Origin of the sequence: Clostridium sp. Cult1, assembly GCF_021655095.1 — a bacterium.
Lineage (GTDB): Bacteria > Bacillota > Clostridia > Tissierellales > Tepidimicrobiaceae > Schnuerera.
In genome coordinates this window covers 1,491,942-1,515,134 of sequence record NZ_PPXW01000001.1, presented here as the reverse complement: position 1 = coordinate 1,515,134, position 23,193 = coordinate 1,491,942, and the positions used below count along the sequence as shown (strand labels likewise).

Genomic DNA, 23,193 nt, shown 5'->3' with positions numbered 1-23,193 from the left:
CTGTATTAGAATTATTGAATTCCTTCTTTTATATTCCTAGGCGAAACGAATGCCCCTATTATACCGCCAATTATAGCTGGTACTATCCAAGAGAACCCAGAAGATGCTAAGGGTAGCATTTTAACTAATTTCGATAAGTAACTTTTTATTCCTAACATTCCTAAAGTATCAACAGCACTTACTATCAAAGTAGCATAAATAGCATATCTATAAATATTATTATTTTTTATATAATCCCCTAAAAATACAATTAGTAAGATTAATACTATTACCAAAGGATACATAAATACTAAAATTGGTTCTGCGAAAGATATAAGGGACTCTACTCCTTTATAGGACATAATTCCACTAAATATGGTAGTAATTATTACTACCACTTCATATTTAAACTTGCCTTTACTTAATTGATTAAAATATTGACCTACAGTAGCGGTAAGCCCTATAGCTGTAGTTAAACAAGCTAAAGCTACGGCTAATCCTAATCCCAGTTCCCCAAAGGATTTTAAAGTATTGTTGGCAATATTCATTATTAAATCCGTTTTAGCTATATCTTTAGGAAATAATCCTCCACCTGTAGCTCCTAAATAACCTAATCCCCCATAAACAAATGTCAAACCTGCTATAGCAATTATCCCCGCCTTTTTAGTCATGGAAACCTGTTGTTTTTCATCTTTATATCCTTGTTGAATTAAAGAAGAAGATACTATTCCACCAAATAAAATAGCTGCTAAAGCATCCATAGTCTGATAACCTTGAGTAAATCCATCGGAAAAAGGTCTGGCCAAATTCTCCTCTATTGGCGTGCCCATAGGATGAATAACTCCCCTTATTATCAGTATGCCCAATAGTATCAATAAAGCCGGTGTCAATATTTTCCCAATTTTATCTATAATATCTGTTGGTTTTATAGTAAAAAATAGAACAATACTAAAATATATAACTGTAAATATAATAGGATTTGTATTGGGGAAGAGTGGCATAACACCCATTTCATATGCAGTAGCACCTGTTCTTGGCAAAGCCAATAAAGGTCCTATAGCTAAAACTATAGTAATTCCTAAAAATTTTGAAAATAATGGAGATACTTTATTTCCTAATTTATCTATACTGCCTCCTACTTTAGCCGATGCCATAATCCCCAAAAATGGCAATCCGATACCTGTTAAAAAAAATCCTACCATGGACCAATTCCACTTATCTCCTGATATTAATCCTAAAAATGGAGGGAAAATTAAGTTCCCTGCCCCAAAAAACATAGAAAACAATGCCAAGCCAAATATTAACGCATCATTTCTCCTTTTTGTCATTTAAGCACCTCACTTTTATACCTCTTTTAATATAGTCAATATTTTATCATTATTGAGATAATTTAGCAAACGTAAAATATTGTTAATTATCCGACAATTTGCTCCCTAAATATGAGCCGGTATAATTATTTACCGACTCACTTAATCAATCCTTTAATTAATATCCTAATCTCTTTTACTTTTAATGCGGAGCATAGTATGAAATATATCAGTGCACCAACTCCTATAGATGATAATAGTACAAATAGCTCACCTATACCAGTACTAATGAACCGACCTGTTAATCCAAAATACATAAAATATACTATTATTCCCATTACCATAGATGCAAACAGAGTTTTCATGAAACATATTAAATACCGCCTGATCCCCATAGGCCCTATTTTTTTTCTTAAACTTAAAAATAACAATAAAGTTGTAAAAGTAGCCGATATACTAGTAGCTAGGGCAAGGCCTGCATGATCCATAAATCTAATGAGAATTAAGTTTAATACTATATTCAATCCTACTGCCAATGCTCCATTTATCATAGGGGTTTTAGTGTCTTGAAAAGAGTAAAATACCCTATTTAACATAAGTCTTAATGAAGCTCCTACTAGTCCTAATGAATAAAATATAAGAGCTTGGGAGGTCATAATAGTAGCAGTTGAATCAAAGGCTCCTCTTTGAAAGAATATTCTTACCATGGGCTCCGCTAGTATTAATATCCCAATAGTTGCAGGTACAGTGATAATCAATATTATATTGATACCTTGTCCCATTATCTTTTTCACCTGCATATTATCATCCTGAGAAAAAGCTTTAGATAACATTGGAAATACTACCGTAGTTATAGCCATAATGAATACAGATATAATTAGATCCTTCAATCTAGAAGCATAAGTAAGAGCTGAAATGCTTCCTTCCACTAAGCTAGATGCTAAAGTCCTATCTATTACCGTGTTTATCTGTTGAACTGCTGAACCTACCATTACAGGTAACACTAAGATTAATGCCTTCTTTAAATAGGGTTCATGCAAGTTTATATCTACTCTATATCTATAACCCTGATGCTTAATAGCAGGAACCTGAATTAAAAATTGAGTAGAAGCTGCTACTACACTAACCAACATAAGCCCTTCTATATTTCCCTTATCTGCAAAAAACATTAAGAAAAATAGAAATACAAAATTATAAGGAATTCCCATAATAGCAGGAGGTCCAAATATCTCACTACTATGTAGATATCCAGAAAACACATAAGTAAAGCCTAGAAATATTACTATAGGCAAACCTATCCTATTCAGTTTTACTGCCAATTGGAATTGTTCTCCTTCAAAACCTTTAGCCAGTATTCTAATAACTATAGGTGATAGGAAGAAACCTAAAAGAGCCAATATTATAGTAATAAAAAATACCATATTAAGTATATTATTTAAATACTTTAATTTAGCTCTTCTGCCTCCCCTTCCTTCAATTTCAGTAAAAATAGGAATTAAAGTTGTATTTAAAGAAGCACCAATTGTAGTCATTAATATAGTTGTAGCAGTCATGGCAACAAAATATGTATCCGTCTCATAACCTGACCCATATTTAGAAGCAATTAATACTTCCCTTAAAAAACCTAAAAATTTGCTTATTAAAGTGAAAATTGCAATCATAGCTGCTGATTTAGCTACTTTACTTGTCTTTGTCATATATATTCTCCTTTTTTGCCTTCAAGTTCATACCTATTACTCATCAATTAAATATTATTCTACTCTATACATATTAATATATTATACCATACTAAACACGTACCAAAAATAAAAAATTACCCCATACAAAATTGTACGGGGGATCACCTAAATTTTTCTTATCTATTTCTACGGTTATAGTTTTATATGTTACCACTGTCAAATGTTCACTATTTTTACTTGGGGGAGTAATATTTAAGTAAACTTTATATTCTTCATCTTCATTAAGTATTTTTTCTATTCCCATAGAATAGCCAGAGGTTGGGAAAGACTTGGTAATAGTTACATATACCTTATCTTCTTCAACTCTAGAAATTATTCCTTCAATTCCTGAATAAGATTGGACAATTCCTGATAGTTTATAAGGAATATCCACAACTTCTGGCTCCTTAGGTTCTTCATTTTTTTTAACTGTCTTATCTTTAATTTCTTCTTTTCCATCTACCTGGTCTAAAAAATCATTAACTCTTTGTAACAGTATTATGACTTCAGCTTGAGTAGCATGAGCATAAGGATTGAATTTAGTCTTAGATTGGCCATTAATTAGGCCTGCATGGAATAAATCTGCTAATGCTTTTTTCTTTTCTACAGAAATTTCATCCATATCAGTAAAAGGAACTTTTTCCATGCTTGGCTCAATGGCCTTAATATCTAATAGCTTTTCTCCTAAGATCTGGGCCATTTCTATTCTAGTCATCTTCATTTTCCAACCTATTTCTGCTCTAGTATAGCCCTTGTCTTTTAATAAAGATGAAAAGGATAAAAGAAATTCATCTTCATAAAAGGGTTCATTAGGATTTAGGCGATTAAAGTTTTCTTTAGCCAGATAGGGAAAATAATAGAGCAAGAAGTCTTTTCTTATCATATCTTTAGACCAATGATCTCCTAATTTCTGTTCCATATCTACAGATGCAAAGACCAACGAAGGCATAGTTAGAACAAAAATTAGAATTAATAAAACCGCTCTTTTCATCCAATCACCCCTTAATCCATAGAAGTTGACAATATATTATCAACTCTATTATATCCCCTTTATCCTTTTAATTGGTTACATTATAGTTACAATTCTACAGGTAGGACCTTCCAATCAAATTTATAGGAACCTTTTTCCATATCATCCTTATCAATTTCTAGATGGATAGTCCTATAAGTTATCACTTGAGGTAAAATAGCATCTTTCTTTGGGGGAGCAATAATTACATAGGCTTTATATTTACCATCTGCATAAAGAATTTTTTCTATAGCCATAGCGTACCCAGGAGTAGGAAATTCTTTTGTGATTGATAGGGATATTTTGCCCTTATATTCTTTTACAGCTATCCCTTCCTTGCCATTATAAGTTGACTCTGTCTTTACTTGTTTAAAGGATACTTCCTTTACTATATCTGAATCCTCTATGGCTTCATCTACATAAAACTTATAAGGAGGCTTTCCTAAATATTTTGCATCTATTTCTATATTGGCTGTTAAATAGGTCACTACCTGTGGTAGAATTGTATTCTTCTCTGGTGGAATAATCGATAGATCTATTTCATACCTACTATCAACTTTCCTTATTCTATTTATCTTCATATCGTATCCTGGTGTTCTAAACTCCTTAGTAACAGATACAATTACTTTGTCCTTGTTCCTTGTGTAAACAATACCCTCTTTACCTTGTCTAGAATCAACAATATTTTTTACTCTGAAAGGAATAGTTTTTCTATTCCATTTATCTCCTTTCCATTCAAGTAACTTTCTGACTCTTTCTAAAATTACCTTTAGTTCTCCGTAGGTTACTTTACTGTTTGGATTAAATGTATGCTTTGATTTACCGTTTATTATTCCTTCTTTAAATAGCACTGTTAATTTCTCTTTTGTGGTCTTTTCAATATTTTTTATATCCTTAAAAGGTAATTCAGTAAAACTTATATCTATTATGTCTTCATCTATCAATAGTTCTCCTAAAATAATTATTAACTCTTCTCTGGTAACATTGCCTTTCTCTTTAGTAGGCTTCCAGGAATATCCATATTCTTCTAATAAAGAATTTAATGCTGAATTAAATTCTTCTCTGGATATTGGTTTGTTTTGATTTGGTTCTTTTGTTCTTCCACTTCTTTCTGCCAACACTGGTATTGTCATAGCCAAAATCAATACTACTACTAATGCCGAAGTTATGAACCTTCTCACTGAAATCACTCCTTTTTTTAAATTTTAGGGGTTCCCTAATCAACTATAGTATATAAAACAGAATTTACTAAAGTATTACATTCACATTACAATATGGTTACAAAGCCATAAATAGGTATATATGCCTATTAAAACAAAAGTCTTTTTCTACAACTAGAAAAAGACTTTTGTGAATTGCTTTCAATTTATAATCGTTACCTAGCTTCTCCTAAATAAGCTTCTTTAACCTTATCATCCTCCAGAAGATCTTTTCCTAGTCCCTCCAATACCAGTTCTCCAGTTTCTAACACATAGGCATAATCGGCAACTTCTAGGGCCTTTTTAGCATTTTGCTCTACTAACAATATAGTATTTCCTTGTCGATGTAACATCTTTATTATTTCGAATATATCCTTTACAAGAAGAGGAGCTAACCCTAGAGAAGGTTCATCCATCATAAGTACCTTTGGCCTTACCATTAAGGCTCTACCTACAGCTAACATCTGTTGTTCCCCTCCCGATAGGGTTCCTGCCTTCTGCCAACTCCTTTCTTTAAGTCTTGGAAACATATCATAAACTTTATTCATATCTTCTTTTATTCCATTATGATCTGTCCTAGTATATGCTCCTAGTATTAAATTTTCCTCTACTGTTAAATTGGCAAACACCTTTCTACCTTCCGGAACGAGTACTATTCCCTTCTTAACTATATCTTTTGTATGGAGATTAGTTAAATCTTCTCCATTATATTCAACTTTTCCTTCTGCCTTATCTACTAATCCCATAATGGCTCTTAAAGTAGAAGACTTTCCTGCCCCATTAGCTCCAATAAGGGTGACTATTCGATTTTCTTCTATGGATATATTAATTCCCCTAAGAGCATTAATACCTCCATACCTAACGTGTAGATTAGATACCTTAAGCATTACTCCACCCCCAAATAGGCTTCTATAACCCTTTGATCATTTTGAATCTCCTCTGGGTTACCTTGGGCAATTAAAACCCCATGATCTAAAACAAATATCTTTTCGCATATTCCCATGACTACTTCCATATGATGTTCGATTAAAAAGATGGTTAAATCAAATTCTTCCTTAATCTCCTCAATAAACTCCATTAGTTCTCTAGTTTCCTGAGGATTCATTCCAGCTGCAGGTTCATCCAATAATAATAGCTTAGGTCCTGTAGCCAATGCCCTTGCAATTTCTAATCTTCTCTGCATCCCATAGGGTAGAGAGTAGGCCTTTTCATCCATCTCATCCTTTAAGCCTACTTTTTCAAGAAGATAAAGGGATTTATCATACATCTCCTTTTCTTCAGTCCTATAATTAGGAAGTCGTAGTATTGAAGAAAATACATTGGATTTAATCCTTAAATGATTTCCAATAAATACATTATCTAAAACCGATAATTCTTTAAATAATCTAATGTTTTGAAAGGTTCTACATACGCCTAATTTTGCAATTTCATCAGGACTTAATCCTGTTAATAGATGCTCTTCTTCCTCACTTGGGCTAAATATAACTTGTCCTTCTGTAGGTTTATATACTCCTGTTACCACATTAAAGATTGTAGTTTTTCCAGCTCCATTAGGACCTATTAGACCTACTATTTCTCCCTTTTCTATATTTGCATTAAATTTATTACAAGCTATAACTCCACCAAATTTCATGGTCATATCATCTATTTTTAGCATCTTCCAATTCACATCCTTTTTAGCTTTCTTTCAATAATCCTTCTTTCCTAAATATAACTACTACCATAAGGATTATAGAAAAAACAACCATCCTCATTCCTGGCACTCCTTTTAATTGAACAAAGCCTAAGTTAATGGATTCATCTAAGAATCTTAAAGCTTCCATCATAACTGTAACTATTATGGCAGATATTACTGATCCCTTTATACTTCCTAAACCACCTAATACCACAATCAATAATATATTAAAGGTAAGAGTAATTCTAAACATATTTGGATCGATTGTACCTAATAATGCTGCTAGAAGCCCTCCACCAATTCCTGCTAAAAAGGAACCAAAGGTGAAGCTCATAACCTTATGTTTGAAAAGATTAATACCCATAGATCTAGCTGCTATTTCATCTTCCCTAATTGCTTTAAAGGCTTTACCATAACTTCCCTCCATTAAAAAGACCATAAAGCCAATGGTAATAAGTGCAGTTCCCCAGCTCCACCATACATTTGTACTATTTGGAATTCCCTTTAGGCCTAAAGCTCCATTGGTTATGGATTGGGTATTGGTAAAAACTACCCTTATTATCTCTGCAAAACCTAAGGTAGCTATAGCTAAATAATCATCGGTAAGCCTAAGAACTGGTGCTCCTATTAAAAATCCAAATAATCCTGCCATAACCCCAGCCATAAGGAGAGCAGGAAGAAAACTCCATTCCAAATTAGCTAAAAAAGGTACCATGGGTTTCATGAAAAAATTCATCTCTTTCATTGGAATAGGCATAGTAAGAATTGCTACCGTATATGCTCCTATGGCCATAAACCCAGCATGACCCAAAGAAAATAATCCTGTAAATCCATTGATAAGATTCATACTAAGCCCTAAAGTAATATAAATCCCACAAAGATTTATTATCCGTAATTTATAATCATCTAAAGTCCGATTGGCTATAAATAACCCTATTATTGTAACAACTATGATTATAATCGTAGTTTTATTAAATTTATTTTTTTCTTTCATAGTCTACACCTTCTCTGTAATTTTTTCTCCCATTAAACCTGTTGGCTTAACTAAGAGTATTACAATTAAAAGGACAAATGCAAAAGCATCCCTATATCCTGTTAAATTTGGAAGAAATGCGATTAACAAAATCTCTCCTAATCCTAATATAAACCCACCTATAACAGCACCAGTAATATTACCGATTCCACCTATAACGGCAGCTATAAAACATTTAAGTCCTGGCATAGCACCCATTAAAGGCATTAATTGTGGATATTTAGTCCCCCACATTACTCCTCCAACTGCTGCAAGGAAGGATCCTATAAAAAAAGTAATGGAAATAATCTTATTTATATCTATTCCCATTAAACTAGCCGTTTCATAATCCTTAGACAAAGCCCTCATAGCCATGCCAGTTTTAGTCTTGGTTATAAAGTAGGTAAGACCTAAAAGTAATATTATGGTAACTGCTGGAATAACAAAGGTGACTATACTTACAGATACTCCTCCTAGCCTTATTACCTTATTAAATAAATTAGGGACTGGGAAGGCCTTAGGCCTTCCCCCAAATACTACTATTCCAAAATTTTGTAAAAAGAAGGAGGCCCCAATGGCCGAAATCAAAATAGTAATCCTTGGAGATTCCCTTAATGGTCTATAAGCTATTTTTTCAAGGAGGAGACCTATAAATCCGGTAAATACTGAGGCAAATATAAACACAAGCCACCAAGGAATAGAGGTAAACACTATACCATAATAGGTAATATAAGCTCCTAACATAAATATGTCCCCATGGGCAAAGTTTATAAGCCTTAAAATTCCGTAAACCATGGTATAACCTATGGCAATCAAAGCGTATAAACTACCCAAGGAAATACCATTAGCCAAATGCTGCAAAAAATTTGAATTACCCATATTCAGTCCCCCTTATGACTAGAACCTTTATTTAGGTTCAACTGTAGTCAAATAAACAAATTCACCATTTTCAACTTTATTGATAACAGCAGACTTAACTGCATCCCCATTTTCATCTAAAGTAATATTTCCCGTTGCTCCTACAAATCCCTCTATTTTTGCTAATTCATCCCTTATGGCTTTTGGATCAGCAGATCCTGCTTTTTCTATAGCATCCATTATTACCATATAGGCATCATAACCTAAGGCAGCAAAAGCATTAGCTTCTTTGTCGAATTTTTCCCTATAAGCATCTAGGAAAACTTTAGATACATCAGTTACTGGCGATTCTGCTGTAAAGTGAGTACTGAATACAATTCCCTCTACTGAATCTCCACCAATGGATAAGAATTCAGGTGATTCCCAAGTGTCTCCTCCTAGAATAGGAGCGTCTATACCTAAATCCCTAGCTTGTCTTATTAATAGTGCAGACTCCCCATAGTTTCCTGGTGCAAATATTACATCTGGATTTTTTGCCTTAACATTGGTTAGCTGAGCGGAGAAATCCTGATCTCCTGTGTTATAAGAAGATATCTCTACTATACTATTTTCATCCCCTGTCAATTCTTTGAAAGCATCGATAAAATATTTACTAAGTCCTACAGAATAATCCTGTGTAACGTCTTGAATTACAGCTGCAGTTTTTGCTCCTAAATCATTTACTGCGTAGTTAGCCATTACCGTTCCTTGGAAAGGATCTATAAAACAAACCCTGAAATAATAATCATTATTCAACGTAACTAACGGATTAGTTGGAGAACATCCTACTGCAGGAACTTCTGCTTTTTTTACTATGTCTCCAGCTGCCATAGATAAAGAACTACCATAGCTACCAATAATAGCAGCAACTTCATCCTTCTCTATTAATCTTGAAGCTGCATTAGCTGCCTCTACTTTATCCGATTTATTATCGACTATAACTAATTCTACTTTTTTCCCTAATACTTCTCCTCTAGCTTCATTAGCCAACTCAATTCCTTCAACTGTCATTTGTCCACCAGCTGCATTAGCACCAGTCATTGGCTCAAATACTCCAATTTTTATTACATCAGAAGAGCCTCCACTAGAAGTATCTTGAGATTGACTACATCCTACTAAGGACGAAGCTACTAATACAAATATAAGTAACAATAATCCAAACTTCTTTTTCATTTAAATTTCCTCCCTTTTTATAATATTTAAGACATGTAATTTTACATGTCTTCTTAATTGGTCTGCGGAAATTGAATGAATCCTAGATAATTTAACAAATATTTTTATTTTTAAAAATGTTCGGTCTATTTAAAGTATATCCATCCACTTTGACTTTGTCAATATATTCTAACCCATCTAAGATATACATATTTGTGCAAACTATACAAAATTATTTATAAAATTCTAAATTTTTCATAAAAATAGAGGATTTTGCAAACTTTTGTCTAATATTCTAAGTATGGAAATAATAATCCTTAAATCTATTATAAAGGAGTGGGAGTTTAATGACCTCAAAAGGTAAGAAAAAGCCTAGAAAGAAAGTCACTAAAGTAGAAAAAAATAGCATAGGAAAAAGAATGATAATATCTACTACTTCTATCTTAATAGTATTGACTTTATCCCTAGGCCTTATTACTTATTTTATTTCTAAAGATGAACTAATTAAATCCTATAACGAATTTCTATATAATAAGGCAATAGATTCGGCAAATTTAGTTGATGAACAAATTAAAAGCTATACTCTTTCCATAGAAACTTTAGGAAATTTGGAAGCTATTGCTGATCCAGAAATTCCTATAGAAGAAAGGTATAAAGCATTAAATGTAGAAAGAGGAAGACTACAGTTCTCTACAATTGGTTTAGCAGATATACAGGGAAATTTATTGCTTAATAACGGTACGACAGTAGATGTTTATCAAGAAGAATATTTTAGAAGGGCTCAGGCTGGCCGTACATATTTTTCAGAACCTATAAGAAATACTGCTACGGGAAAAGTAGAAATAGTAGTAGCAGCTCCTTTAAAACATAAAGGTGTAATAGTAGGCGTTGTTGTAGCATATAAACCTGCTGAAGATTTCTACAGAATTGCTGACAGTATAAAATTTGGAGAAAATGGATTTGCCTATATATTAAATGAAACCATCGACATTGTATCTCATCCAACAGTAATAGGAAGAGCTACCATTGCCACTGACTCCGATGAAAATCCTAATTTTAGTGGTCTGAAGGATAGAGTACCTTCCAATATTGTAGATGAAGTCATAGAAATGGAAGAAAAGATAAAAGCTGGAGAACCAGGTATAGGTAAATATGCTGAAGGAAATAAAATAGTTCACATAGGATTTGCTCCTATTAAATCTAAAGGCTGGACTTTAGTGGTAAGCATAGATGAATCGGAGGTCTTAAGTGGATTAAATTCTCTAAAGCAAACTTTGCTTATTACCATGGGAATTGCTATAGTAGTAGGAATATTATTTTCCTTATTATTTAGTAGAAATCTTACAAAGCCTATTGCTAAAATTACGGATTGTGCCTATAGTCTATCCCAACTGGATTTTAGCATAGATATAGAAGAAAAATTATTAAAAAGAAAAGATGAACTTGGAAAAATGGGCTATTCTCTCCAATTAATAATAGACAATATGAGAAACTTTGCCCAGGAAGTCCAAGAGTCTTCTCATCAAGTAGCAGCTTCCTCAGAAGAATTAGCAGCCATATCTGAGGAATCAACAGCCGCAGCAACCAATATTGCTGAAGCCTCCAATGAGATAGCTGAAGCCTCTCATGCTCAGCTTAATGAAATACTAAATGTCACTTCCTCCATAAAGGAAATATCTGATCATATAGATAATGTGACTAAACAGACTAAAAACGCAGAAAACTTAGGAGGAGAAATAGTAGATAGGACCCAAGTGGGAAAGGAGAAAATAGAAGAAGTAATTGCTCAAATGGATAATATAGAAGACAGTACCTTAAGCGTTAAATCCTCTCTAAAGAATATTAGTCAGAGTTCTAAAGAGATGAACAATATGTTAGAAATAATTCAAAATGTATCAGAAGAAACCAACCTATTAGCACTAAATGCTGCTATAGAAGCAGCTAGAGCTGGTGATTATGGCAGAGGATTTGCAGTAGTAGCTGATGAAATTAGAAAATTAGCAGAAGAAACCCAAAAATCCACTGAAGAAATCCACAATCTCATTAATACAAACAATTTATTAATAGAAGAAGCCAATAAAAAGATGGATTCTAGTAGCCAAGAAGTGGAATTAGGAATAACAAGAGTTAATGAAGCAAAGGACAGTTTCAATAAAATTGCCGACCTGATTCATAAAATAACTATAGGTGTAAATGAAATTGCACAAGCCACAGGTAATGTAGAAAATTATGTTGAAAATATGGTAGTCTCTTCTACATCCATAGAAAAAATGAGCCAAGATATAGCTTCCCAAATCCAAAATTCCTCCGCAGCTTCGGAAGAACAAATGGCTTCTATGGAAGAAATTACTTCTTCAACTGAAAGCTTGGCAACTTTAGCAGAAGAACTTCAATTGCTTCTGGATAATATTAAACTAAAAATGCAGATAAAAAATTAGCCCCTTTAAGGGCTAATTTTTTTATGGGGTTGAAGATTAACAAAATATTTTGATAATCTTCATTTGTGTGTGGGTAGTTTAATACATAGACCATTATACCATAAAATAATCAAAAATGGATATTAAAATTATACATATTTTCACAATATAATCCTACCATTGTTATTACCTATAGTAGAAATTTATTTTTTACTATGGATATCCTCAATTTTAGTACCTACAGTTCCTTTCATACATTCCTTAGCTTTATCCAAGGATGTTATTATGGCCTTTCGCCCTTGTTTACTTTTTACAAATTTTATAGCAGCTTTTATCTTTGGAAGCATAGAGCCTGGAGCAAATTCACCTTCTTCTATGTATTTTTCAGCCTCTTCAATGGTAATGGTATCCAATCCTTTTTCCGTTGGTTTGTTAAAATTGATACATACTTTTTCTACTGCTGTTAGAATAATTAGTACATCTGCATCGACTATCTCCCCAACCAACTCTGCAGCTAGGTCTTTATCTATTACTGCAGAAACTCCTTTTAATTTTCCATCATCATCCCTTATTACAGGTATACCGCCACCGCCTGCAGTTATCACTATGAAATTTAACTCTACCAATGTTTTAAGTGTTTTAGATTCTATAATATTTTTAGGTTCTGGTGATGGTACTACTCTTCTCCAACCCCTGCCTGCATCCTCCTTCATTATATATCCCTTTCTCTTCTCTAATTCCATTGCCTCCTCCTTTGAAAAGAAAGAACCTACTGGCTTAGTTGGATTGCAGAAAGCTGGATCTTCTTCATCTATTAATACTTGGGTTATCATAGCCGTTATTCCCTTGTCTATACCCCTTTTTCTCATTTCTTCACCTATAGATTGTTGTAAATGGTAACCTATATACCCCTGACTCATTGCACCACATTCTGGGAAAGGCATATTGGGTATACCTATTGCCTTTTCATATACAGAGACAATTTGACCTACTTGAGGTCCATTGCCATGGACAATTACTACTTCATGACCTTCCTCTATAAAATCCACTATAGATGCTGCTGTTTTTTTAGCAGTTTCAAGCTGAGCTTCCGCTGATATATCCTCTGGATTTTCTTGAAGCGCATTTCCTCCTAATGCTATTACTATCCTATTTGCCATATATCCACCTTCTCATTTAGTTTTATCTATATAATTATAACTCAAATAAAATAAAAATAATAATAGTAAAGAAAAATTCTTTACTATTATTATCAACAATCTACTTAATATATTCTAAAAAACTATTTCCATTTTCAGTTTTTTCTACATTGAAATAATCAGAAATAGTTGCCGCAATATCTGATAAAGTATTTCTTTCTCCTAAAGCTACTTTATTCAACCTCTTACCATATACTAGTAAAAATGTTTTTTCCCTAGTATGTTGGCTAAAACCTATAGTTGGATCGTTGCCATGATCAGCTGTAATAAATAATATATCCCCATCCTTCATACTATTCATAATATCTCCAATATACTTATCCACAATCATTAGCTTTTTTACATACTTTTCTACATCTTGAGCATGTCCAGCTAAATCCGTTTCTTGAACCGTAGCTGCAATAATCCCTTCAGATAAATAACTCATAGAATCCAAGGTTTCTTTCATAACCTTTTCAGTATCTACTGCGGGAATTTTTGTCGCCTTTTCACATTCTATTACATCTTGCATCTTACCAATTAAGGTTACTTCATAATTGTTTCTAGCTAATATAGCACTTATCTGTTTTTCTGGATTTACCCCATATCCTAAGTGCCTACTTAAATAACCTTTATTATATACTCCAGATTTCGGTGAGTTAACACCTATTAGTCCATCTTTCCTTTTTTCTATGCTTCCTAGTATTTGCTCTACACTAACTCCTTCTCCACCGAGAGCTATTACTCTATTTACTTTTACAACAGATCTTACCTTTTTCCCTATATCTATAACTTTTTCGAAAGGAATAAAGTCTAATGGAGCAGTTACATTGTATATTTGACCGTAATCTGTTTCAATATTGTCTGCTACCACCACTAAATCGTCTACAAGAATATACGGTTTATTTTCTTCAGGACAAGTTACCTTATGGCCTTCCTTTATTAATTTGCCAATAACCTGTTCTCTAAAAAAAGAAAAGGGTTCTAATAAGGGTTTCTTTGGTTTAGTACCCATTATTTCTTGATGACCTACATAACTATCTGCACCATAATGTTCAAGATTTAATATGCCATAACTTCCTATATTGTCTATATTACTCAATCTATTATGGTTGATTATATTATTAATACCCAGCTTTTGAAAATTTGGTATTTCAATACTTTTAGCCTTATCCAATATATGACCAAAAGTATTTGCTCCTATATCTTGTGGCCTATATTTATGAACATCATTCATATAACCTATTCCCAAGCTATCAACAACTACCAAAATAGCACGTTTCATATTATCACCTCTACCTTAACCTATTACCAAAACTATCGTATATCCCTAAAACCCTAGGATTATTATTACTAATTCCTTCTACTAGAGCTACCTCAGATCTGGTTACAAAAATTTGTGTTCTAAAAGCATAGATTACCGTATCTCCTATAGAAATTTTTTTATCCCCTATTATCAGTTCACCATAATAATCAATATTGGTAGGTGAAATATCAGACGCTTCCAATATATTGTTTAACCCTTTTCCTAGGCTAGACCCTACCATCGCCTTTCTTATATTACCTCTTCTATAGTACCCCCCACCGAATACATAAGCTTTCCCATTATAGCAATGAGAAATTTCGCTAACATATACCATAGCTGGGATTTCAGGTTGATCCCTATATGCATTGATAGGAATAGTACCTGTAAATGCATGACCCGGTTCTCCATGAGTTCCACCAATATCTCTAATCATAGATATGGATGCTATAGAATTAGCACTAGGGGCATTTATTTGTTTTAATTTTATATTCAATTCTTTTTCTAATACCTTTGCACTATTAATCAATGTTTTTGAATTATGAGTTTTTTCTACTGTGCCTTTCTCTGGGTTATATAAAAAACAAGGGAAAACAGTAACTCCAACAATCCTTGCTCCCTTATATTTCATTATCTCCTTAGCAGATTCTAGCAATTTTTCAAATTTAAATCCACCTGTTTGTCCTTCATATATTAAATCATCACTATCTACTACTCTCAATAATATATCCTGTACTTTCCCTTGCTTTTCCGCTTCTAAGGCAATTTCTTTTGCTTTTTCAACCGAAAAAACAGTTACCACTTCAGGATCTAACTTTAATATTTCCTTAATCATATTAGATGGTATTTGAACTAAATGTCCTACGTTTCCTATCTTGATTCCATGCTTAGCTAATACCATAGCCTCCCAAGGATCTACAGCTACTGCCTTCTCTATGCCCACTTGAGCAATTCTCTTAGCTACTTCTGGATTTCTGCCAATTTGCTTAGTCATCATGTATATTTCTACATTGTTTTTATCCGCTTCTTCTTTTATTAGCTTTGCATTTTCTACTATCCTATCTAAGTCTAAAACATAAGTATTGGCTCGTATTTGCCCACTCTGGTGTAGATTAATTGCAGTTTCCACTAAATCTATATTCCTTCTCAATGTTATATCTAAAAACATTTAACCACCTCATATCAATACTTTATTTACTGCTTCTTTAAGAACCCTTATAATAGTATCAGCTCCAGATCTCATAGGATTAATCCTAATCATATAATCTTCTAGCTTAGGATTATGAGCTAAAAATGTACCCGATACTCTATAAAACATTCCCGTAACTTCATACCTTGACTCAGCTCCTACTGGATAAGGGGCTCCTCCTAGAATATTGGTATACTCTAGTACCTTTTTAGCTATAGGAGCTTCGAATTCTACAAGTATTACCCTTGACTGAGCATTTGCTATAAATGCAGACTTAACGCCTTTTATCTCTCCCTTATTTATTCTTGATACTACTTCATCTCCTACTTGTTTTTGAATGGCCAACATTACTGGAGCATATACTAAAGATCTCAATGCATCCATAGCCTCATAACCTTGTACCTGACTTCCACCAGAATAGTTCATATCTTTTATCCTATCTATGGTTTTCCTATCTCCTACTACACAACCTATTCCCTGAGGACCTAAAAGCTTAAATAATGAAAATGCGCTAATATCTCCGCCACTTTGAATTCCTATTTTCTCCGCCTTCATAACAACATAATTATCATCAATTAAAATATATAAATTTTTATTAATTTGTTTTAGTCTTTTAATTGCTTCCTCTAGGTTATATCTATCATCTATTCTTTGCCTTGAATGTTGGATGAGACAGAATTCCACTTCCTTAATTATTTTCTCATTAAAATCATCCATTATATTGAAATCCACCTTAACTTGTTCTAGTCCCATGGATTCAATAATAACCTTTGTAGTTGGATATATTGGTGCATCATGGATCAATATTTTATCATTAGGCTTAACTTTAGCATTTATAACATTTCTTATAGCACCAGTTCCAGAACCCCTTACTAATATACAGGCCTCTCCATGGAAAAAATCTGCTATTACTTTTTCTACTTTTTCAGTATAAGTAGGTTTCCCTATACCGGGCACTACTCCATAGTCTCCAGCATTTAAAAATTCATCACCTCTAAAATGTCTGTGAATTATATCTACAAGTCTAAATTGAAATTCTTTTGCCTTTTCTATATCCATGGTTTCTATTGGGTAAACCTTCAATCTTCTTCCTCCTTTAAGATATATTGAGTAATCTATTCGGATTATCCACCAAAAATTTACTAATCGTCTCTTCTTTAATTCCCGATTCAATTAATAAAGGTATAAATTTATCAACAATATAAGAATATCCAATTCCTTTATATTTTTTTAAATGGGATTTTCTAGTTAAATCTAAAGATAAGACAATTTGATTTTCATGTCCCCTTGCTACTAATTCTTTTATTAATTGAATTCTATTTTCATCAGGTTGATAATTTATTTTACCAATTGTATCAAACCCTAAATAACAACCCTTATCAGCAACTCTTAGATGATATTCCATATTATAATTTAAATCCATATGACCTATTAATACTTTTTCTAAATCAACATTTCTTTCTTCAAGTATTTGTATTTGCTCTAACGCCATTGTTCCCAAGGTAGTATGGGTAAAAATTGGCCTTCCTGTATTTAGATGTACATTTCCTATAATATAAAAAAGTCTTCTTTCTGTATCTGTAATTCTGTTATGACTAGTGCCCACTTCTCCTAAGACATGAGCCTTTATATGGGTTTCGTCCATACCTTCCTCAATATCCTTAATTAACATATTAGTTAATTCTTTATCACTTAATTGGTAAAAATATTGGGGTAAAAAGGGCTCTTTATAAAATCCAGTACTAGCAATTATATTTAATCCTGTTCTTTCGGCTAATTCTACCATTATTAGAACATCTCTGCCCATACCACGATTTGTAACTTCAACCAATGAATCCATTCCTTTTTTCTTAAGTTCTTTTAATTCTAACATTACCTCATTTGTATCGTTATAATTCGTATCAGGATCTTTTTTATGGCCTGATAAATCTAGTTTGATATGTTCATGTATATAGGTTTTACCAAGCCTTTTTACCTTTCCTTTTACTGTAGTAATCATATCCTTACTCCTTCTTTTTTCTAAATTTTTTAGATAAACCTGTCAATACTTTAATTACCATTAAAATACTGACAACTTTACCTAAATAGCAATTAAACTAAAGTTAAGGGAGAAGCTTCTCCCTTAACTTTAAAGGATTCCTTATTTTAGCTAATAGGGAATAAGCCTAATAGGTGAAGAATATTTACTATTAAACCCATTGTTATAGCACCAAGGGGTCCAATAGCCATAGATGCAATAGGCTTCTTTGAAACCTGATTTAAGAAAAATAGACCAATTACCCAAATATAACCTATAGTAGGAGCTATTGCATTAGCTGCTAACATACCACCAACAAGCAATGCAATATCTAATACTTTGGACATTGCAGTACGTGCATTATCTCCTAATTCTTTCATACCTGGAAATTTATCCATTCCTGTAGCTATAAATCCTAATAAAAGAATTTCTATTGCCATTATTAAAGCCCCAACAAAGAAAGAACCTACCATTCCCATGATCCCCATATTGATAAATAGGATTGCAGGAACATGAACTGCTTTAGTACCCGCCGGTGAATATACTCCTGAAATAATTGCAGTAGTCATTACTAAAGGTATAAAACCTAAAGTTCTTCCTAATGCAACCATTGCTGCTTCAGCATATTGACCCTCAGCCGTAAGAGTTAAAGAAGCTGGCCCTTCAGCAATTAACAATAGGGTTGTAGCCAATGCAACAATTCCACCACTAATAGCTAAAACAAACATATTTTTTCTAATCTTTTCTATATTTTTACCGAATACTGCAAATGCACTTGCTGTTTCCCCATCTGATTTCTTATTATGCCTTGCGGCAACAAAAATCATAGCAGCAATACCAAACAACAACGCCATACCATCAGCATTTAATACAACTTCTACTGTTTTTATAGAAAATTTACCATATAGAGATGTTATTTGTTTTATGATCATAGTTAAAACTAATACAATTCCACCTTTTACTACTCCTGCTTGATATGCAACTGCTATTGCTGGAAATACTGAAAAAGAAACAATTATTAAACTTCCTACTGTACCTAAATCCCCAGTAAAATCAATTGGTAGTACTGAAAAAATATCCATTATTACCTGCATGCCAAATAACAAAACAACTCCAAATAATGCACCTACCGATGTGGATATCCATTTGCCCTTTTCGTTATCCGGAAATAGAGTACCTATAATATCACAAGCCAACATAATAGTATGAACGATAATTATTTTGCCTGCAATAGATGTAGGAATACCAAATCCTATTACCAGACCAAATGATAAAGCAAAACTTGTAGCAAACAAAGTCTTTCTATCCATTGCTCCATCAAAATATTGAGAGTATAAAGGGCGTAAGCCATCATGAAATACTGCTATATTTTGGTTTGCTAGGTAAGTACAAATACCACCCAAAGCAGCCATGACAATTATGGTGAGTAAATTAATTTCAAATAACATTGTCTATTCCTCCTTATTCAATATTTCATCAATCAAAATTGGAATAACCTTCTCTGCGTCAGTATTTACAAAACCAAAAGCTTTCTTTCCATCTTTAACTGCTTTTCTCATTTCTTCCTCTGATAAAACCTTTCCAGGAATACTTACAGATAAACAATTTGCTGCACCGATTATGCCAATAGCCATAGCTAAAGCCCCTCCTGCTCCTGTTGCACAAGAACCAAAGTAATAATCTGCTTGTCCATTTTTTAGATCAAGTACAGCTTCTATATCCCCTTTGATATTAACTTTAACCTTTCCTTTACCATGTTCTTCAATGAGCTTTCCAATTTGTTGTTTATCCATCTGTCCACCGACAACAATATTTACCATTTAAATTCCCTCCTTTATTTTTTTCTATTTATATATCTATTAACTCATATATCCACAAATAATCACCTCTTTGCTTGTAATTCTTTTTCAACCTGTCATAATAGACAAGAGTCCTTAGTTATTTATATTATTTAAATTACATAAATGGAGAGCTATATATCCAAATTCTGATTCAGGTATTTCAATATTAAATTTTTCTTCCAATTTACTAATTAGTAAAGGTACTCTATCATAGATAGCAGAGGTTTTTACTTCTCCCATTAAAACATCATCAAGAGGCAAAATCTCTTCTCCTTTTTTAATCCTTGCTAAAGCCATTGCCATATGAGTTACTAGCATAGACCCGTTTTTCTCGGTTATTGTTAAAGACAATTCCCTCTCAATTATTTTTGTAAACTCCTTGATAATTTGTATTATATCTTCATCTATTTCTCCAGCATCTAATAATAAATTTAATCTCATTAACAACATATTATCCATTTCATTACCTCCAAAAGAATATACAGTTTTCAGTATATTGAAATTAAAAAAATTAATACATAGGAATAATCTGTCCTTCTAATACTCTTTTTTGAATACTTTCTATATATTCCATATCAATAAATTTTTTAATTATATTTTCAAGTTCTAAATTATTATTATTTATAACCATAACTGCCATAGTATCATTTTTATTTATTTCTAGGCTTTTTGGGTTTTTAAGCCTTTGCGTATTAAACTTTAAACCTTTTTCTTTAATCTCATCTTCATTCCATACTGCTGCATCTATTTCTTTATTTTTTAGTTTTTCTACTATCTGATTATAAGATGTTTCAATATATTTTACATCTTTTCCTTCACATTCATATTTAGTTAATAAAAACTGGTCTGGTGAAGTAGTATCTATTCCTATTTTCATACCATCCTCTATTTTATTAACATGATTATCTCTAAATAGTATAATATGCTCTCCTACATAACTTCCTTCTTTAAAAATATGCATCACATCAATAAATTTAAATTTATCTTTTTCATGAGTTGCAGCCAATTTAGACGTAATAGTGAAATCATATTTTCCCATATCTAATGCTTCAATTCTTTTTCCTGCCCCTCTCATGAAGGCTAAACTAAAGGGAATATCAGCTTTTTCAAAAGCTTTGTATAATCCTGTGGCTAAACCTTCATAACGTTTAGAATAAGGTAAAGGCATAACTCCCATTACTACTCCAAAGTCAGAAATACTCCATAATTTCTTATAATCAATAGATAATATAAAAGTACCCAAATGTCCTCTACTCTCAAGCCCTATTGCTCCTTCATCCTCTAAAAGCTTAATTGCAGATTGAACAGTACCTCTTCCAGTACTAAAATTCTCAGCATAATCTCCTACAGTTCTTATTCTATCCCCTATATTATAGCTAATAAGCTCTCTAGCTAAAAGCATTGCAACTTCGCCATTTTTAGACATTAACTTTCTCTTACAACTAAGCATATCTATCTTCCTCTTTCAACACATTATCAGTATACAAAATATTGTATATTAATAATAGCATATTAAGCAAAGGTTTGCAACGCTTTTTTATATAATTTAGAAGCAAAAAAATAAGTTCCCACTTTTCATCATTAAAACTTCTAATGGGAACTTACTAAATCTATATTATTTTATACTCAAACTCTCCATTGGGTTTAACATGGAAGAAATCTCCATAGCCTATCTTGAATATATTTTTATCTATTGAATCCATAGCAATTCCATCTCCAATTATCTTTGTAAAAGGGCCTATATAGGATATATCATTTTGAAATATAGCCCCATAGACAATACCATCTTTGTGCACTATCTTCTTATATATTTGTCCGTCATCATACATGCTAATCTGGTAACTATCGTCTTTAGGATTTGGATTACCTATAGATATAGTTGGAATACCATAGAAATTCATGGAGTTTTTAAATCCAAAAGAACTCTCTATTTTTTTATCAATCCCCACCATATTATATGCTGCAGATATACCTTCATTTACCGCTAAAGGCCATATACCCGGTTTATTTGCACAGACATCTCCTGCTGCATATATATCCTCTTCAGCCGTTTGACATCTATTATCGACTATAATCCCCCTGTCGAATTCAATATTTGTACCTTCAATAAAATCTGCATTAGCCCTAACCCCGGCAGCTACTACTACCATATCCGTTCCAATTCTTGTACCATCTGTTAATATTACCTCTACCACATTATTTTCTGAATCTAATACCCCCTTCTGAGCTAATTTATCCGTTAATATAGTAGCCCCTCTTTTCATTAACTCCCTTTCATAAGTTTTAGCACTTCTCTCATCCAATTGCATAGGCAATATATTTGGCCCCATTTCCACAATATGGACTTTAAGACCCCTATTTATAAGCTCCACAGCAATATCTATGCCTATCAATCCTCCACCAATAACTACTGCAGTTTTAGATATGTTTACAAGTTTGTCTATGGCCATAGCATCCTCTAAATTTCTTAGGGTAAATACATTTTTGCCTTCCCTTAAGTTTTCTACAGGAGGAATTGCCGCTGATGAACCTGTAGCTATAAGGAGTTTATCATATTCATGGAAAGTACCATCTTCTAATATCACCTTCTTTTCCTTTGATTCAACCTTACTAACCCTTTTGTTTTTTATCCATTCTATATTATTCCTATTGAAAAAATCTTTATCTATAAAGGATAAAGTCTCTAAATTTCTTTTTTTACCTATATATAGATAGAGCATACATCTGGAATAGACCTTATCATCAACAGATATTAGGGTAATAGAACTATTTTTATCTAATTTTCTCAAAGTTTTTGCTCCATTAATACCAGCCGCACTAGCGCCTAATACTAAATATTTCATTCCATCACCTCCACTGTATACAATGCTTTAGTAGGGCAGAATTCTACACATCTTGGAGTATCCTTGTTATCGCACATATCGCATTTCATAATGACTTCCTTATTTACTCTGTCTGGCTTTAAAACCCCATAGGGACAGGACATTACACACATAAAGCAAGCTGCACATTTATCTTTATCGTACTCTACTAATCCCGTTTCATCATTTTTAGTCATGGCACCACTCATGCAGGTAATTGCACACTCTGGTTCCTGACAGTGACGGCATACAATGGGAATGGGATTTTGCTTATGATCTAACTCTATATGATTTCTACTTTCGTTAGTCCTATCTTCTAAATCCAAATCATAAATAGACTTCCCCTTTTCATTGTGTTCAGCCATACATCCTAATACACAACCAAGACAGGCCATACATTTATCCTTATCGATCATTATCCTTTTCATCTCTAATCCCC

21 protein-coding genes are annotated in these 23,193 nt (G+C 32.8%); 1 reads left to right on the top strand and 20 read right to left on the bottom strand.

The window, feature by feature from the left end; genetic code table 11:
- Nucleotides 1-11: 11 nt before the first annotated feature.
- The 9 genes from brnQ to C3E89_RS07455 form a co-directional block, all read right to left on the bottom strand.
- Complete coding sequence (brnQ, locus tag C3E89_RS07495; protein ID WP_236911830.1) at nt 12-1,307, bottom strand: branched-chain amino acid transport system II carrier protein; 1,296 nt, start codon at nt 1,305-1,307, stop codon at nt 12-14.
- A gap of 137 nt (nt 1,308-1,444) precedes the next feature.
- On the bottom strand, nt 1,445-2,983 hold the full coding sequence (gene murJ, locus C3E89_RS07490; RefSeq protein ID WP_236911829.1) for a murein biosynthesis integral membrane protein MurJ: 1,539 nt from the start codon (nt 2,981-2,983) through the stop codon (nt 1,445-1,447).
- A 91-nt stretch (nt 2,984-3,074) separates the two neighbouring features.
- Nucleotides 3,075-3,995 carry an S-layer homology domain-containing protein gene (locus C3E89_RS07485; RefSeq protein WP_236911828.1) on the bottom strand — a complete coding sequence of 307 codons (921 nt, stop codon included), beginning with the start codon at nt 3,993-3,995 and terminating at the stop codon, nt 3,075-3,077.
- 86 nt (nt 3,996-4,081) lie between these two features.
- On the bottom strand, nt 4,082-5,194 hold the full coding sequence (locus tag C3E89_RS07480) for an S-layer homology domain-containing protein (RefSeq protein ID WP_236911827.1): 1,113 nt from the start codon (nt 5,192-5,194) through the stop codon (nt 4,082-4,084).
- Nucleotides 5,195-5,388: 194 nt separating this feature from the next.
- Nucleotides 5,389-6,099, bottom strand: a complete 711-nt coding sequence (locus C3E89_RS07475; RefSeq protein WP_236911826.1) for an ABC transporter ATP-binding protein — start codon at nt 6,097-6,099, stop codon at nt 5,389-5,391.
- Nucleotides 6,099-6,869: an ABC transporter ATP-binding protein gene (locus C3E89_RS07470; RefSeq protein WP_236911825.1), complete on the bottom strand. Its 771-nt coding sequence runs from the start codon at nt 6,867-6,869 to the stop codon at nt 6,099-6,101. The genes C3E89_RS07475 and C3E89_RS07470 overlap by 1 nt, the downstream gene beginning before the upstream one ends.
- A 19-nt stretch (nt 6,870-6,888) precedes the next feature.
- Nucleotides 6,889-7,881 (bottom strand): branched-chain amino acid ABC transporter permease, encoded by a 993-nt coding sequence (locus C3E89_RS07465; protein WP_236911824.1) that lies wholly within the window; start codon nt 7,879-7,881, stop codon nt 6,889-6,891.
- Nucleotides 7,882-7,884: 3 nt separating this feature from the next.
- Nucleotides 7,885-8,778 (bottom strand): branched-chain amino acid ABC transporter permease, encoded by an 894-nt coding sequence (locus tag C3E89_RS07460; protein ID WP_236911823.1) that lies wholly within the window; start codon nt 8,776-8,778, stop codon nt 7,885-7,887.
- A 27-nt stretch (nt 8,779-8,805) separates the two neighbouring features.
- Nucleotides 8,806-9,969 carry an ABC transporter substrate-binding protein gene (locus C3E89_RS07455; RefSeq protein WP_236911822.1) on the bottom strand — a complete coding sequence of 388 codons (1,164 nt, stop codon included), beginning with the start codon at nt 9,967-9,969 and terminating at the stop codon, nt 8,806-8,808.
- A gap of 326 nt (nt 9,970-10,295) precedes the next feature.
- Here C3E89_RS07455 and C3E89_RS07450 point away from each other — a divergent pair, with 326 nt between their 5' ends.
- Complete coding sequence (locus C3E89_RS07450; RefSeq protein ID WP_236911821.1) at nt 10,296-12,386, top strand: methyl-accepting chemotaxis protein; 2,091 nt, start codon at nt 10,296-10,298, stop codon at nt 12,384-12,386.
- Nucleotides 12,387-12,568: 182 nt separating this feature from the next.
- On the opposite strand, the gene arcC is transcribed toward C3E89_RS07450, so the two are convergent.
- The 11 genes from arcC to C3E89_RS07395 form a co-directional block, all read right to left on the bottom strand.
- Entirely contained in the window at nt 12,569-13,525 is a 957-nt protein-coding gene (gene arcC, locus C3E89_RS07445) for a carbamate kinase (RefSeq protein WP_236911820.1), read from the bottom strand.
- 100 nt (nt 13,526-13,625) lie between these two features.
- Complete coding sequence (locus C3E89_RS07440; protein ID WP_236911819.1) at nt 13,626-14,828, bottom strand: phosphopentomutase; 1,203 nt, start codon at nt 14,826-14,828, stop codon at nt 13,626-13,628.
- A gap of 10 nt (nt 14,829-14,838) precedes the next feature.
- Nucleotides 14,839-16,014 (bottom strand): YhfX family PLP-dependent enzyme, encoded by a 1,176-nt coding sequence (locus C3E89_RS07435; RefSeq protein WP_236911818.1) that lies wholly within the window; start codon nt 16,012-16,014, stop codon nt 14,839-14,841.
- 9 nt (nt 16,015-16,023) lie between these two features.
- Complete coding sequence (locus C3E89_RS07430; RefSeq protein ID WP_236911817.1) at nt 16,024-17,118, bottom strand: aminotransferase class V-fold PLP-dependent enzyme; 1,095 nt, start codon at nt 17,116-17,118, stop codon at nt 16,024-16,026.
- A gap of 13 nt (nt 17,119-17,131) precedes the next feature.
- Complete coding sequence (locus tag C3E89_RS07425) at nt 17,132-18,034, bottom strand: phosphotriesterase family protein (RefSeq protein WP_236911816.1); 903 nt, start codon at nt 18,032-18,034, stop codon at nt 17,132-17,134.
- A gap of 146 nt (nt 18,035-18,180) precedes the next feature.
- Nucleotides 18,181-19,500, bottom strand: a complete 1,320-nt coding sequence (locus tag C3E89_RS07420) for a YhfT family protein (protein ID WP_236911815.1) — start codon at nt 19,498-19,500, stop codon at nt 18,181-18,183.
- A 3-nt stretch (nt 19,501-19,503) separates the two neighbouring features.
- The gene (locus C3E89_RS07415; RefSeq protein ID WP_236911814.1) at nt 19,504-19,872 is read right to left on the bottom strand and encodes a DUF2620 domain-containing protein; all 369 of its coding nucleotides are present in this window, start codon (nt 19,870-19,872) and stop codon (nt 19,504-19,506) included.
- 114 nt (nt 19,873-19,986) lie between these two features.
- Complete coding sequence (locus C3E89_RS07410; protein ID WP_236911813.1) at nt 19,987-20,352, bottom strand: PRD domain-containing protein; 366 nt, start codon at nt 20,350-20,352, stop codon at nt 19,987-19,989.
- A 52-nt stretch (nt 20,353-20,404) separates the two neighbouring features.
- Nucleotides 20,405-21,343 (bottom strand): GntR family transcriptional regulator YhfZ, encoded by a 939-nt coding sequence (gene yhfZ / locus C3E89_RS07405; RefSeq protein ID WP_236911812.1) that lies wholly within the window; start codon nt 21,341-21,343, stop codon nt 20,405-20,407.
- Between the two features lie 160 nt (nt 21,344-21,503).
- Nucleotides 21,504-22,736 carry an NAD(P)/FAD-dependent oxidoreductase gene (locus tag C3E89_RS07400; RefSeq protein WP_236911811.1) on the bottom strand — a complete coding sequence of 411 codons (1,233 nt, stop codon included), beginning with the start codon at nt 22,734-22,736 and terminating at the stop codon, nt 21,504-21,506.
- Nucleotides 22,733-23,182: a 4Fe-4S dicluster domain-containing protein gene (locus C3E89_RS07395; protein ID WP_005583164.1), complete on the bottom strand. Its 450-nt coding sequence runs from the start codon at nt 23,180-23,182 to the stop codon at nt 22,733-22,735. Before C3E89_RS07395 ends, C3E89_RS07400 begins: the two co-directional genes overlap by 4 nt.
- Nucleotides 23,183-23,193: the final 11 nt, after the last annotated feature.